The organism is Granulicella aggregans (assembly GCF_025685565.1).
In the GTDB taxonomy this organism is placed as follows: Bacteria; Acidobacteriota; Terriglobia; order Terriglobales; family Acidobacteriaceae; genus Edaphobacter; species Edaphobacter aggregans_B.
In genome coordinates this window covers 529,868-543,614 of sequence record NZ_JAGSYE010000001.1, presented here as the reverse complement: position 1 = coordinate 543,614, position 13,747 = coordinate 529,868, and the positions used below count along the sequence as shown (strand labels likewise).

Genomic DNA, 13,747 nt, shown 5'->3' with positions numbered 1-13,747 from the left:
CTACCTCACATAGGTGCGTCACTTGATGCAAACTCCATGACTACGGTTGCCTGGGACCCGCTCGATACCGGTCTCGAGGTGATTGACCTCTTCAGCGATGCAGAATTTGTGGAGCGGCGGCTCCACGTTCACGATCCTGCGAAACAGATCGAAGGCCTGCAGCGACTCGCTCGGGCCTTCGTGGAACGTCCAGAGACGATCCTGCAGGAGCTTGTGGACGCCGCCGTCAGCCTGTGCGGTGCCGACAGCGCCGGCATCAGCGTCGAACGCCCGGACAAGACGGAAGCTGACTACTATCACTGGATTGCGACGGCAGGCAGCTACGCCGGCTTTCTGAACACCATCCTTCCGCGTTACCCGAGCGCGAGTGGCATCTGCCTGGAGCGCGGTCGTCCGCAGCTCTTTCGCGTCTCCCAGCGGCACTTTGAGCTGATGGGGATCGAGGGGTCGACGGTGACTGACGGAATTCTGCTGCCCTGGCAGGTAGACGGGCGTCAGGGCGCGGTATGGATCATGGCGCACAATCGCCGGATGGCGTTCGACGGTGAGGACCTTCGCCTGATGCAGGTACTTGCCGACTTCGCCGCGATGGGCGTCAGGCAGCAGCGTCAGCAGCAACTGCTCGTAGACAAGGCGAGCGCCGCGGCCGCGGCGGCTATGGCGGACGATCTGGCCCATAAGATCAACAATCCTCTCCAGAGCCTGACGAATGTCCTCTATCTCGCGTCGGATGGGCATTGTGGCGACGGGGCAAGGGATTGGGGGCGGCAGGCGCTCGAAGATCTGAACCGGCTCTCGGAGCTGGTGCAGCGGCTGCTGGCGTTGCCGAAGGGTCACGGCTGATCTTCTAGCGAGACATTCACGCGGGAGATGGAGAGTTTCCGCCGGCTGTGAAAGCATAGGAGCATGGCTGTCGCAGCAAACGAACCTGAGTCTGAGATCGGAAGCGCGTTTCGCTCGCGCGACTTCCGGCTGTATCAGAGCGCGCGCCTCTTTGTGATCCTGGGCGCGGAGGCTCAGTCGGTCGCCGTCGCGTGGCAGGTCTACCAGATCACGCACTCCGCGCTCGATCTCGGATACACCGGTCTAGCGCTCTTCCTGCCGGGACTCTTCTTCATGCTGGCAGCCGGACACGTGGCCGATCGCTACGACCGCCGCAAGATCATCCTCATCTGTTACACCGTCCAGTTCGTCTGTACGGCGATGCTGCTTTGGTTCGCGCTGCATGGCATTCAAGATATCTGGCCCATTTATACGGTGCTGGTGGGAATCGGTCTGGGCAGGGCATTCAGCGGCCCGGCATCGTCCGCGATGGTGCCCAGCCTGGTGCCGAAGGGCCACTTCGTGAATGCGATCACCTGGGGCGCGACCATCTACCAGATCGCCAACATGGCAGGCCCGGCGGTAGGTGGTCTGCTCTTCACGCTTCCCCTGGCCGGATCGATGGCGAAGATGGACGGCGCGGCGATCGTCTACAGCTTTACGTTGATTATGCTGGGCCTCTTCATCGTGCTGGTCTCGATGATCCGCACGCGCGTGGAGCGCACAGAGAAGAAGGCCTTCAACCTGAAGACCATGCTTGCCGGAATGCACTACGTCTGGGAGACGAAGCTGCTGCTTGGTTCGATCTCGCTGGACCTCTTTGCCGTTATGCTGGGCGGCGCTGTGGCATTGCTTCCGATCTATGCGACGGAGATTCTTCATGCCGGGCCGCAGGGGCTAGGCCTGCTGCGAGCGATGCCCTCCGTCGGAGCGCTGGTGGTCAGCCTGACTATGGTCTGGCGGCCCATCAAGCACCATGCCGGCAAGGTCATGCTGGGTTGCGTAGGAGTCTTTGGCGCGGCCACGGTCGTCTTTGGATTGTCGACGACGATGTGGATCAGCTTGATTGCCCTGGTGCTGGTCGGAGCAAGCGACATGGTGAGCGTCGTCATCCGCAGCAGCGTCCTTCAGCTTGCGACGCCGCCCGAGATGCGCGGCCGGGTCTCAGCGGTGAACTGGTTGTTCATCGGCGCATCGAACGAGTTTGGCGAGTTTGAAAGCGGCCTCACGGCACACTGGTGGGGAGCGGTTCGGGCCGTCGTGATCGGTGGCATCGGATCACTCATCGTCACCGGCGCGGCAACGGTGTTGTTCCCCGCGCTGCGTCGAGCAGATCAATTGACGGCAGAATCGCTGCGTGGGGCAGACCTGGAACTAAGCGTCGCGGAGCCAGAATAAGATCGTTGTACAACAGAGCTATGGGGGATGGATGGAGACTGGGAAGAAGGCAGCGATTGGAGCGACGGTAGTACTGATACTCGCCGTGGGCGTGCGCGTAGGCATGATCTACAAGAGCCGGCACGAAGAGGCCAAGCCGGTCGAGGTCGCCCAGGCGAAGATGGACCCGGACGATCTGGTCTTTCTCAAGCAGATGCGCCCCGACTCCATGAAGGACATCAAAGAGCTCATCGGCAAGACGATCTGGGTCTCCGCCGGCGGCCAGCTCGACTACTTCAAGTACGCGAACCACAAGGCGGACTACGCCCACTCAGCAGGCCTTCTGCTCGGCGCTGATCCGCTCGTCGTTAAAGACGCCTTCGAGCAGGTCGCCCCTAAGACGGCGACCTTCCGCATCCCCGGCGGCGACCGCCAGGTGCTACTCGCCTTCACCCTGCCTAAATCGAGCGATCCTTCGGCTGTCTATGCAACCCCCGTGGGCTACCACGACGAGGGGCAGTACACCTTTCTCACCGACCAGATCTTCTTCTATGATGACCCTCACAAGCTCTACAACTGGCCTGCCGACGTCTGGGCCGCAGTCGACGCGCACAAGGTCGTCATGGGCATGAGCGAGCGCCAGGTCGTCCTCGCGCTGGGACAGGTGAGCAAGAGCCAAAGTCAGGACGTCGGCAACCGGACGGTGAACTTCGATAACCAAGGGCATCCGGTGGACGTGACGTTCGAGCACAACAAGGTGACTGCGATTCATTGAAGACGGTTGCGGCAGAGTCAAAAGATATGAAAGTCGACCTGTATCTCGACCTCGCTGGCAATGGGAACCTGATTCCGTGTGGCAGCAGCGAACTTGTACTGCGCAACTGCCGCCAGAGCCTGCTCGTCTAAACCGAGGCCAACTGGATGGATCACGGCAAGCTGGGAAGGATTACCATCGGGCTTGATGACAACGCTTACGATCGTCGCTCCGGAATAGCGCATTTGCGACGCGTAGGCACTGAAGGTTGCATCAACCCGGTGCGTGATATGTGGGGGCAAATCCCATTTGTTTGACTTCATCGCTGATCCGTCCTTTGACGGCACCGCCTTCTGGTAGAGCGAACACCTAGGGGCATCTGTGGTCGGCAGTAGTTTGCAGTTGGCGTAACCCTGCCAGTACCAAGGCAGTGACGGCGCAAGTGCTTCGAGATCGTCCGCAAAGATCGCATCGAGCGCGGCATTGACATCGCCATCTGCGGGCTTCGCAATCACGATCTGCAACGGCCCGATTTCTACCCGCTTTGCAATATCTTTGTCGAACTCGGTCCCGATACGATCGCCGCGAAGAACGACTTGATCGGACTTCACCTTCACGGACTTGAAATCAAAGCCCGCCAGAGTGAAGCTAATCGGCTTCGGGTTACCGATCAGTCTTCCTTTGGAGTCGAAACGCAAGGTCTCTTCACTCCATGAGCCACGCAGATAGAGGGGCTTACCTTTCAGCCGACTCTTGATGTCCTGTTCGGTCGATTGGGCGGAGGCGTTGAGAGCAGTTCCGGCGAGAAGCAACAGAACGCAGAGAGACAGCCTTAAGCGGAGACTCAGCATGGTGTCACCACAATAACTGATGGTGGAAAGCTTCGTAGAGGTTTCTCCCCTCACTTACTCCGCCGGGTCGATCAGCTTAAGCCCACTAGGGTCCTGCTTCTTCTCGAGCGGTATGTCGTCCGCCGTAAGGAAGACCTCGAGCGTCGGGTTCACATGAAGCTCGAAGGTATGTCCTCCGCGCGTCGAGCCATCGGGACGGCTGAGTATCGAGTGTGCATGGACGATGGGCTGCCCGAGATAGCCCGCGATGTCCCCGGTCATGGAGAGTACCTCGCTCTGCTCGTTCACCGGGATAGGCCGGTAGTTCTTCTGCGGAATATCGAACCATGCCAGGAGCGCGCTCTCGCACGCTCCAATCGCGGTGAAGTGCGCATCGCTGATGTGGTTCTGGCGAGCAAAGTCGGTAAGGCCGCTGATGACTTCGTCGCCCTTGCTGAACATGATGGCGTAGACGCGCTCGCCCGGACTCGTATGCACCAGCTTGAACTTCATTCCGGGAGCCATGCCCTTTGCAACAGGACGTGACGGGGAGATCATTCCCGCTGGCGGCTGCTGGGGCAGAGCGGGAGTGGCAACGACAAGCAGGACGGCGAGCGAGAACAGGCGCATGGAGGCTCCTTTATGCCTGAATAAATGCGTGAAAATCGTAGGCGGAGTTCTGAGCCTCAGCCCGTATTGCGCAGCCCCGCGCTGATGCCATTGATGGTCGCCGTAATCGCCCTATTCAGCGCTTGAGCCTCAGGCGCATTCGCATCGGCATCGGGATTCGCCGCTTCAAACGCCCGCTTGCGGCGCATCAGCTCCACCTGGATCAGCGACATCGGGTCGACATACGGATTGCGCAGGCGGATCGAGCGCTCCAGCACCGGGTTACGTTCCAGCAACGTGGTCTGCCCGGTGATCTCGAGGATCATCCTTCGCGTCAGTAGAAACTCTGCTTCCAGCGTCGAGAAGACACGCTTGCGCAGCTCCTCGTCTTCCACCAAAGAAGCATAAAGCCGCGCGATGCCGAAGTCGGCCTTCGCCAGCGCCATCTCCACGTTGCGGACGATGTCGAGGAACAGCGGGAAGTTCGCCGTCATGCTCTGAAGCTGCGCAAGACCGCCGGGACGGCTGGCGAATCGCTCCAGCGCATAGCCCACGCCGAACCACGCCGGAACCAGCTGCCGCGACTGCATCCAGCCAAAGACCCACGGAATCGCGCGCAAATCGGCGAACGTACGCTTGCCCGTGCGACGGACGGGCCGCGATCCGATCCGGGCATGCTCGAGTTCCGCCATCGGCGTCGCCTGTTCGAAGTAGGCGAAGGTCTCCGGATTGTCGATGATCTCGGCGCGATAGAAGCGGTACGAAGTCTCCGAGAGCTCGTCGATGATCTCTTCCCATGCAGGCAGAAGCTCTCCGGTAAGGTGCGGGATGTAGGCGGCCGGGTCAGACGTGGCCGCGTGCTGCAGAATGGCGTTGGGCCGTGCCAATGCGTCAATCGAAGCGGCGATCATCAGCTCCAGATTGCGCTCTGCGAGCACTACATCCGAGTACTTCCAGTTGAGCACCTCGCCTTGCTCGGTGATGCGCAGCTCGCCGTTGAAGCCGTCAACCGGCTGCGCGAAGATAGCGCGATGCGTCGGCCCACCGCCGCGTCCCACCGTGCCGCCGCGACCATGGAAGAGCCGCAGGTTCACCCCGCAATCTCGCGCCACATCGTGGAGCGCCCGGTGCGCCTTGAAGATCTCCCAGGTGCTGGCGATCATGCCGCCATCCTTGTTGGAGTCCGAATAACCCAGCATCACCTCCTGCCGATGGCCCCAGGACTCCAGCAGCGGCTTGTAAGCATCGCTCGTCCATAGCTGGCGGCAGATGGCAGGCGCGTTCTGCAAGTCTTCGATGGACTCGAACAAGGGAACTGGCATTAGACCCGGATCGCATCCGTCATCATCCGTAGCAGCTTCTACTCGGACGCCGCCTAGCCTCGCCAGCCAAAGCACGCGGAGCACATCTTCCGCCGAGGTCGCGCCGCTGATGACGTACTGCCGAATCGCCTCCGGAGCATACTGCCGCTTCAGTTCAGCGATGGTGCGGAAGGTGTCCAGCACCTCCTGCGTCTGCGCGGAGAGCGCTGGCGGCAGCTCCAGCGAATCATCTCCTTGCTTCCATGCCGCAAGCTCTTCGATGGCCTTCGCGTGTACCTTCGCGTGCTGCCGGATATCCAGCGCCTGCAGATGCAGCCCGTACGTGCGGACCTCCATCAGCAACGGGTCGATTAGCAGCTCGCTAAGCCGCACGCCGCGATTCTCAACCAGCGACTCGCGGATCAGTGTCAGGTCGGCGAGCAGGTCGGCTGCCCGCGTATAAGGCGCGAGCGCCGGCGGCCCCTGCGCGATCGTCAACTGCGCACTCGATTGCGCCACCCCGCCCAGCCGCATCATGATGCAGGCCAGCAGCAGCCGCGTGCGCTCCATGGGGAAGCGCTCGGCCAGCGCGTTCTGGTTGGCCGTCCGCAGCTTGTCGAGATACTCCTCGAGCTTCGCGTTCAGCGCATCGGATACCGGTGCCTGCTGCGTCGAGCTGCCGAGCTGGTCGAAGACCGTCTGCATGCGGCGCAGGTAATGGTGCATCAGCAGGCCATGCGACATCGCCAGCGCTTCGCGGGTCTGCGCCGGTGTGACGAACGGATTGCCGTCACGATCGCCGCCGATCCACGATCCAAAGCGCACCAGGATGGGCAGTTCAGTGATCTCGGGCAGCAGATCGTACTCGGCTGCCAGCGCTGAAGCGACCTCCTTGTAGAGAACGGGCAGCGTGTCGAAGAGCGACGACTCGTAGTAGTCGAGTGCCATGCGGATCTCATCGCGCACCGTGGGCCGAGCGCTGCGCACGTCGTCGGTCTGCCACAGCGCCGTGATCTCAGCCGTAAGATCGCGTTCCAGGGCATCCATCTGGGCCGCAGGCAATGGGACGCGGTCGAGCTGTTCGAGCAAGTCCGAGATCCGTCTCCGCTTGAACATCACGGAGCGTCGCGCGACCTCGGTCGGGTGCGCCGTGAAGACCGGGTAGATGCACACCTTGTCCAGTAGCTCGAGCACCTGCTCCGGTGCAATATCGGCCGCTTTGAGCTGACGCAGCGTCCCGCGCAGACTGCCGCGCTGGATCGTGTTCTCACGCGAGCTTGTCTCGTCGAGCTGGTTGGCCAGCCTGCGCCGCTTGCGGTGATTGGTCTCCGCCAGGTTGATCAGCTCGAAGTAGAGGCTGAAGGCGCGTGCCAGTTGATACGCGGTCAGTGGGTCGTCGGCGTACTTGTGAACGCTGAAGAGCGCCTGCTGGAGCTGGCTGCTGGCAGCGGCCTGGGAGTCACCGGATTGTTCCGCCTCACGGCGGCCGATAGCGGTGCGGCGAAGCTCTTCCACCGCGTTGAAGAGCGCCGGGCCAGCCTGCTCGCGCAGCACATCGCCCAGCAACATACCTAGCGAGCGAACATCGCGCCGCAGAGGAGCTTCTTTCAGTTCACCTTTGGCAGCCTGCAGTTCGGCGAGGCGCTGGGGCCAGTCGGTCGGGGTCCACAAAGACATGCTTTGATTATGCCTTGTCCGTCTACCAGTCGGGTTATGCCGCTATAACCTGCCTCTCGTGCCCGGGACGTAACAAGCTCATCCTAAAAAAACTTGCCCAGCGTGAAGACAAGCTTTCGGTGGCCACTATCTCCAATCGCCGGCGCCAGCGTGACAATCCCCAGCGGCGTCTCCGCAACCACCCCGAAAAGTATGTTCTGGCGCGTGATCGTCGGTGTATGCGGGGCATACATCTGTCCCGCCTCATAAGAAAATCCGAGGTAGATGCTCTGCCCAAGTGGCGCTGGCAGCGTCGCGATGCGGCGCAGGAACGATGGCTGCAGCAGGTAATAGTCCGTGCCGCGATACTCGTCGATGGCGCTGGCTGACAGCTTCAATGGCCCACCCAGCGTAAACCGAAACGGCTCGGCAACGTTGCGGTTGAAGAGCGTTCCCGCCTGTCCGCCCATCACGAAGAGGTTGTTGCCGATCTGGTGCGCGTACGTATTGTTCGTGGTGATCTCGGGAGCATTCTCGCTCTCGGTCGCGTTGTAGAGATACCCCACGCGCGTGACCGAGTGCAGCCCGAACTGCGGCACCAGCGCCCGGTCCTCGTTGTCGTAGATGTACTGCGCGCGGACGCGCTGCATCGATCCAGATATGTCCGGTTGGCCGTCGGTGCCAACCACGCTCTCCCATCGGATGCCCGCCATCTCCCAGCCCAGGCGCAGCTCCTTGCTGCTCTTGTTGCTCCATCCCAGATCGAGCCCACCACCACCGTTCTCCAGTTGCCGTTCGGCGATGCGACGCTGGTTCTGGTAGATGTAGAACGGCTCACGTAACAGGTCGATGCGCGGGGCGGCGAAGAGCCTTCCGTTACCTCGAGCAAGAAAGTCAGGCAGAGCCCGGTAGTACTCGCTACTGAGCTCAGTCAGAAAGCCCGCCTTGATATGCGTGCGCAACTCGGACCCGTACCCGCCCAGGTCCTGGTCCAGCAGAATGCCCTCGAGCGTAGCGCGCGTGACGCCGCCAGTCTGCGCTTCGACGTTTGCGCCGACCAGCAGGAACGGTGGCCCGATCTTTTTGTCGGCCACGGTGACCAGGATGCTTGGCTGCGTCGCCGATGCGGGATCGTAGCTCACGCTGTAGTCCGCGTCATAACGCCCGTCGCCGCGAACCTCGTCCAGCAGGCCATCTATCTTCGTGGTGTTGACGGGTTGTCCAATCAGCGGCTGGAAGCTACGCTCCACGGCGTGCGTCAGGTCTTTGTTCGGGGCCTGCACGCGAACCCGCAGGACGGTTCCCGCCGGCCCTCGCCGCCGCGCCTGACGTTCGGCCAGGTAGTCGGCCCATTGATCGTCCGGCAGAGAGTACTTCAGCAGCGCTGCCTTCTGCGCCTCGGCGGCTGCGTATCCCCGCTTCGCCAGGTCGATTGTTTTCAGATAATCCGCCGCACTGAACCCCGACACATCCGGCATCATCACCACATCGGCCAGCTTCCGCGATCGCTCCTCGCTGTCTTCGATCGCGACGGAGAAGCTGCGCTGCAGCACGCCAACGATCGAATCGAGTTCGCCCTTGCCTACCGGCGGCAGCGGAAGACTCACCGCCAGCACCACATCGGCCTTCATGGCGTGGATCGTCTGCGTGGGAAGGTTCTCGAGCACTCCACCATCGACGTACTCGTGGCCGTCCATGGCAAACGGCCGGTAGATCCCCGGCAACGACACCGAAGCTCGCACCGCGTCCGGAAGCGACCCGCGCGCAAACGTCACCGTCTTCGCGTCGTTCAGATCAGTCGCCAGGCAGCGGAGCGGGATGGGCATGGCGTTGAAGTCGGTCTGATCGGAGTAGCGCAGAAACTCGCGGTCGAGGAACGCGTTCAGTCCCTGGTCGGTAAGTAGCGAGTTCCGAAAGGAGACGCCATGCCGCAGACCTATGGTCAATGCATTGGGCAGGTCGCGACTATCCTCGCGGCGACGAAAACTTCGGCTCTGGTAGGAAGACTGAAAGCGGAACACGGAATTGAAGACGCTGTCGTCCATGACGCGCTTCAGTTCGTCGACCGTCTTGCCGGACGAATAGAGCGCGCTGACCATGCAGCCCATGCTGGTTCCGGCGATCATGTCGACCGGGATGTGGTGCTCTTCAAACCACTGCAGAACGCCGATCTCGCTCATGGCGGGCGCTCCGCCGCCGCCGAGAGCAAGGCCAATCGCTGGGCGGCCTGTCGGCTTTGCGGGTGGAAGAGCAGGGGCGATTGATGGCGGAACCGGCGGCGTTCCCGCCGCTGGTTTCGTTGCACCCGCCTGCGCAGCTGGCCCAGCCGCATGCTCAGGATTCGCCGGCGTATCGTGCTTTTCGCCCGTGGCCGATGCGGCGGAGACAGCCGAGGCAGGCGTCGGCTGCGCAGTATCCGGAGCGGGTAGGGTCTGTGCCCCCGCGCTGGCAAGTAGTACCCACAGGCACGCAAACAGAACGGGCCAAATGGCGGATCGAACGTCCGTCAGCCCCCGAGGCGTTCCAAGCGAGAGAATAGAGCGCATTCTCAGACGTTAGAGAACTTCGGCGTACTGTGCCAGTATCTCGAAGTCCAAACCCGCCCGTCTTGCGTTTCTACATCAGAACAGCGACCCGCTCCAGGGTCTCCTGCATGCGTTGCAGAGGACCAAACAACACCTCATTGCTGGCCACGGCCTTTGAGGCCTCGTCGAGGCATACACCATATCCACGGATGGTTAGGAAGCTGCGAATAAGCTCGGCGGACTGCCGTGAGTCCAGCCCAGCCTGCAATAATTCTTCACGGAGCTCGGCCAATTCCGTCGTGGGGAATTTTTCGATGGTGATCGAAGCGGGGAGATGTGCCATGTTAGGTCGCCTCTGGGAAGAATCTCTTAACGTTCGCCTGTTCCGGCTCTAGGGGTACGAACTATCCGCAGGATTCGGATTGCGACTCGTTAGCGAAGTTTGATGGGATCGGACGTTCCATGTCCGGGAGGTGCGAAGATCAAAGCGGCTTTGGTTGAACGCAATCCACTTTGACCCTGGCCAACGGTGGTACGGGCCCTCATCAGGTTCAATATCGGCAGAATCGCCTCGCTTCTTAAGCGGCAAGCGACGTTTCAACCCTGCAGTGAAGCGATTCCGTAACGCCCACCTTCAGTGTGATGCGGTATCGCCGGTTGAGGATGGGTCTGGGACTTTAGCAATCGCTCTCTCTGGTATGAGTACCGGGAGGCCGTCGATCACGGGATAGCAACGTGCGCACTGTAAACAGGAGATCCGTTGCTGCGCGGGAACATCTTCGACCGAAAGCGGTCCCTTGCAGACCGGGCAGCGAAGCAACCCGCTCAGACTTCCGCTGAGCGCCTGCGAAATCGATCTCTGCCTGCTGGAAGATGCCATCACCCCTTATTGTAGAACCCAGCCAGAAGCTCCCTCCCTGTCGCGATACCATAGAGATATGAGTCTTATGGAACAGCAGAGCCCTTCGAGTATCGATACTCCCTCCGCTCCTCTCCTCCTCGACGGAGTCGCGATCGCCGCTTCGATCAAGTCCGAAGTCGGCGTCGAAGTGCAGGAGCTTGCGGCCCAGGGCATCAAGCCCGGTCTCGCCGTCATCCTCGTCGGCGAAGATCCCGCCTCTCAGATCTACGTCCGCAGCAAGGTCAAGACCTGCGGCGAGCTCGGCATCTACAGCGAGATGGCGACGCCGCCCGCATCGATCACCACCGAAGAGCTTCTCGCGATGGTCGCCAGCCTGAATGCGCGCGAAGAGATAGACGGCATCCTCATCCAGCTCCCTCTGCCGAAGCACGTCGACACCCGCCGCGTGCTCGACTCCGTACTTCCGGAGAAGGATGTGGACGGCTTTCATCCCGTCAACGCCGGACGCCTGCAGGCAGGCCAGCCGGGGCTTGCGCCCTGCACGCCCGCCGGCATCATGCAGATTCTGAAGCGCAGCAACCTGCCTGTAGCAGGCAAGAATGCTGTCGTGTTGGGACGCTCCGACATTGTGGGCAAACCCGCCGCCGTCATGCTCATCAACGCCTCCGCGACGGTCACGGTCTGCCACAGCAAGACGAAGGACCTCGCCAGCTTTACGCGCAGCGCGGACATTCTCGTCGCCGCCATCGGACGTCCGGGCTTCGTGACCAGGGACATGGTCAAACCCGGAGCGGTGCTGATCGACGTAGGCATCAGCCGCGTCACCGAACCCGCAGAGGTTGAGGACTTCTTCGGCGACGATCCAGCTCGCCTCGAGAGCTTCGCGAAACGCGGCTCGGTCGTAGTCGGCGATATCCATCCCGCCGCCTTCAAAGTTTCGGGAGCCTACACGCCAGTCCCCGGCGGCGTTGGCGCGCTGACGATCGCTATGCTCATGCAAAACACGGTGACCGCGGCCAAGCTGCGTCGCGGCCTTCCCGCAAAGCAGGCCTAGCCGTGCTTCGCGTCGGGCTGACCGGCGGTCTGGGCAGCGGCAAATCGACCGCCTGCTCTCTCTTCGCTGCGCTCGGCGCACACATCCTAAGCGCCGACGAGATCGCTCGCGAACTCATGGAACCCGGCCAGCCTGTCTATGATCAAATCGTCGCGAAGTTTGGACCCTCTGTCGTTCTGCCCGATGGACGCCTGTTTCGTCCCGTCCTGGCGCGCATCGCCTTCACGTACAACCGGGCTGACGAACTCAACGCCATCATTCATCCGGCCACCATCGACCGGCAGATTGAATTGACCGACGAACTTGCAAACCGCGACCCGAACGCTATCGTCATCGTCGAGTCCGCCTTGATCTTCGAAACCAGGTACGGCGGCGAAAAGGGCTGGCGAAAACGCTTCGACAAGCTGATCCTTGTCACCGCGCCCGAGGAACTCCGCATCGCCCGTTTCCTCGCCCGCACTGCTCCGAACGGTGTTCTCACCCGCGAGATGCGCGCCAGCCTGGAAGCCGACGCCCAACGCCGCATCGCTCTCCAGATCCCCGACGACCAGAAGGCCGCGCTCTGCGACTACGTCCTCACCAACGGCGGACCGCTTACTGAGCTCGAATGGCAGGTCGACCAGCTCTGGCCGTTGCTGCTTGAAGCCGCTCAGATCTCAGAAAAAACTTGAAATCGCTACAATAAAGCCATGAAACTGCGTCGCGTTCTGCTGGTTCTATTGCTGCTCTCGGGCTTCTACTACGTCACCACGCACTTCGTTTCAAGCGGTGCGTTCGCGCCCATGGTGCATCGCGCGCTCAACATCCCGGACGCTGACGCCATCCACACAGCCAGCGCAACCGGCCCCGGTGGCACCTTCGAACTCACCGAAGCCGCCGCCGCGCCCGCGTTCGACACCGAAGAGCAGCAGAACATCGCCGTCTACAAGAAGGCTCTGCCCTCCGTGGTCAACATCACCAGCACCGCCGTCGCCTTCGACTTCTTCTACGGTTCGGTCCCCCAGCAGGGCCAGGGCTCAGGCTTCATCCTCGACAAGCAGGGCCACATCCTCACCAACAACCACGTCATCGACAACGCCCAGCACGTCGAGGTCACCCTCTCCGACAAGCACAAGTACAAGGCAAAGGTGATTGTCACGGACAAGAACCACGATCTCGCCCTGCTTCAGATCGACGCTCCCAACCTTGTCCCGGCAACACTGTCGGACTCCGCCGGCCTCGTCGTCGGCCAGCGCGTCTACGCCATTGGTAATCCCTTCGGACTCTCGGGCACCATGACCCGCGGGATCATCTCCGCCATCCGGTCCATCAAAGGCCCGCAGGGCAATCCCATCGAGGACGCCATCCAGACCGACGCCGCCGTAAACCCCGGCAACTCCGGTGGCCCGCTGCTCAACTCGCGCGGCGAGGTCATCGGCATCACCACCCTCATCGCGAACAATGGCGCCGACCAGTCCTCCGGAATCGGCTTCGCCATCCCGATCAACAGCGCGAAACAGGTGCTCTCGGACTTCGAAAAGTATGGCCGCGTCCGCCGCCCCTCACTCGACGTGGTGATCTTCCCCATCGGCCCCGAGGTCGCCGAGCAGATCGGCCTGCCCGCCGACTACGGCATTCTCATCCAGAAGGTCATTCCCGGTGGAGCAGCCGACCGCGCCGGCCTGAAGGGTGGCACCCAGCGCGTCTACCAGGGAAATATGCCCGTCATGCTCGGCGGAGACCTGATCGTTGCAGCCGACGGACAGGACATCGCCAACACGCAGGATCTCTCCGCCGCCATCAACTCTCATCGGGCGGGAGACACCATGACTCTCACCATCTTCCGTGGCCAGAAGAAGATGACGGTCAAGGTGGTCCTGAGCGACGCAACGGACCAAGGCGGCCGAGGCCAGCAAACCTGAGCCTCTTTGTCGCGAACGACGTGAGCGCCACGCGAAGCGGTATATAAGTCACGAAG

12 protein-coding genes are annotated in these 13,747 nt (G+C 61.7%); 6 read left to right on the top strand and 6 right to left on the bottom strand.

From position 1 onward, the window contains the following. Positions 1–36: 36 nt before the first annotated feature. From OHL18_RS02265 to OHL18_RS02255, 3 genes are all read left to right on the top strand, one after another. Entirely contained in the window at positions 37–843 is an 807-nt protein-coding gene (locus tag OHL18_RS02265) for a GAF domain-containing protein (protein ID WP_263373210.1), read from the top strand. Between the two features lie 63 nt (positions 844–906). Continuing rightward, complete coding sequence (locus OHL18_RS02260) at positions 907–2,220, top strand: MFS transporter (protein ID WP_263373209.1); 1,314 nt, start codon at positions 907–909, stop codon at positions 2,218–2,220. A gap of 31 nt (positions 2,221–2,251) precedes the next feature. Next, a complete protein-coding gene (locus OHL18_RS02255; RefSeq protein ID WP_263373208.1) occupies positions 2,252–2,974 on the top strand; it encodes a hypothetical protein in 723 nt (240 codons plus the stop codon). Positions 2,975–2,991: 17 nt separating this feature from the next. Here OHL18_RS02255 and OHL18_RS02250 read toward each other — a convergent pair whose 3' ends face one another. The 6 genes from OHL18_RS02250 to OHL18_RS23190 all read right to left on the bottom strand — a co-directional run bounded on the left by OHL18_RS02250 (position 2,992) and on the right by OHL18_RS23190 (position 10,754). Beyond that, complete coding sequence (locus tag OHL18_RS02250; protein ID WP_263373207.1) at positions 2,992–3,804, bottom strand: energy transducer TonB; 813 nt, start codon at positions 3,802–3,804, stop codon at positions 2,992–2,994. A 54-nt stretch (positions 3,805–3,858) separates the two neighbouring features. Continuing rightward, on the bottom strand, positions 3,859–4,413 hold the full coding sequence (locus OHL18_RS02245) for a PPC domain-containing DNA-binding protein (protein WP_263373206.1): 555 nt from the start codon (positions 4,411–4,413) through the stop codon (positions 3,859–3,861). 56 nt (positions 4,414–4,469) lie between these two features. Beyond that, a complete protein-coding gene (locus OHL18_RS02240) occupies positions 4,470–7,370 on the bottom strand; it encodes a phosphoenolpyruvate carboxylase (protein WP_263373205.1) in 2,901 nt (966 codons plus the stop codon). Between the two features lie 83 nt (positions 7,371–7,453). Further along, complete coding sequence (locus OHL18_RS02235) at positions 7,454–9,895, bottom strand: patatin-like phospholipase family protein (RefSeq protein WP_263373204.1); 2,442 nt, start codon at positions 9,893–9,895, stop codon at positions 7,454–7,456. 70 nt (positions 9,896–9,965) lie between these two features. Further along, entirely contained in the window at positions 9,966–10,217 is a 252-nt protein-coding gene (locus OHL18_RS02230; protein WP_263373203.1) for a hypothetical protein, read from the bottom strand. A 291-nt stretch (positions 10,218–10,508) separates the two neighbouring features. After that, the gene (locus OHL18_RS23190; RefSeq protein WP_396273766.1) at positions 10,509–10,754 is read right to left on the bottom strand and encodes a Trm112 family protein; all 246 of its coding nucleotides are present in this window, start codon (positions 10,752–10,754) and stop codon (positions 10,509–10,511) included. Positions 10,755–10,821: 67 nt separating this feature from the next. Between OHL18_RS23190 and OHL18_RS02225 the strand changes: the two genes are divergently transcribed. Genes OHL18_RS02225 through OHL18_RS02215 form a run of 3 tightly spaced genes read left to right on the top strand, consistent with a single transcriptional unit; the run spans position 10,822 to position 13,691 of the window. Continuing rightward, a complete protein-coding gene (locus OHL18_RS02225; RefSeq protein WP_263373202.1) occupies positions 10,822–11,790 on the top strand; it encodes a bifunctional 5,10-methylenetetrahydrofolate dehydrogenase/5,10-methenyltetrahydrofolate cyclohydrolase in 969 nt (322 codons plus the stop codon). Positions 11,791–11,792: 2 nt separating this feature from the next. After that, on the top strand, positions 11,793–12,461 hold the full coding sequence (gene coaE, locus OHL18_RS02220) for a dephospho-CoA kinase (RefSeq protein WP_263373201.1): 669 nt from the start codon (positions 11,793–11,795) through the stop codon (positions 12,459–12,461). An 18-nt stretch (positions 12,462–12,479) separates the two neighbouring features. Then, positions 12,480–13,691, top strand: coding sequence for a S1C family serine protease (locus OHL18_RS02215; protein ID WP_263373200.1), 1,212 nt, complete (start codon positions 12,480–12,482; stop codon positions 13,689–13,691). Positions 13,692–13,747 lie beyond the last annotated feature (56 nt).

Excerpts from the sequence above, each read along its gene's own strand:
- OHL18_RS02265 (WP_263373210.1), top strand. The coding sequence starts at position 37 with ATGACTACGGTTGCCTGGGACCCGCTCGATACCGGTCTCGAGGTGATT.
- OHL18_RS02260 (WP_263373209.1), top strand. The coding sequence starts at position 907 with ATGGCTGTCGCAGCAAACGAACCTGAGTCTGAGATCGGAAGCGCGTTT.
- OHL18_RS02255 (WP_263373208.1), top strand. The coding sequence starts at position 2,252 with ATGGAGACTGGGAAGAAGGCAGCGATTGGAGCGACGGTAGTACTGATA.
- OHL18_RS02250 (WP_263373207.1), bottom strand. The coding sequence starts at position 3,804 with ATGCTGAGTCTCCGCTTAAGGCTGTCTCTCTGCGTTCTGTTGCTTCTC.
- OHL18_RS02245 (WP_263373206.1), bottom strand. The coding sequence starts at position 4,413 with ATGCGCCTGTTCTCGCTCGCCGTCCTGCTTGTCGTTGCCACTCCCGCT.
- OHL18_RS02240 (WP_263373205.1), bottom strand. The coding sequence starts at position 7,370 with ATGTCTTTGTGGACCCCGACCGACTGGCCCCAGCGCCTCGCCGAACTG.
- OHL18_RS02235 (WP_263373204.1), bottom strand. The coding sequence starts at position 9,895 with ATGCGCTCTATTCTCTCGCTTGGAACGCCTCGGGGGCTGACGGACGTT.
- OHL18_RS02230 (WP_263373203.1), bottom strand. The coding sequence starts at position 10,217 with ATGGCACATCTCCCCGCTTCGATCACCATCGAAAAATTCCCCACGACG.
- OHL18_RS23190 (WP_396273766.1), bottom strand. The coding sequence starts at position 10,754 with ATGGCATCTTCCAGCAGGCAGAGATCGATTTCGCAGGCGCTCAGCGGA.
- OHL18_RS02225 (WP_263373202.1), top strand. The coding sequence starts at position 10,822 with ATGGAACAGCAGAGCCCTTCGAGTATCGATACTCCCTCCGCTCCTCTC.
- OHL18_RS02215 (WP_263373200.1), top strand. The coding sequence starts at position 12,480 with ATGAAACTGCGTCGCGTTCTGCTGGTTCTATTGCTGCTCTCGGGCTTC.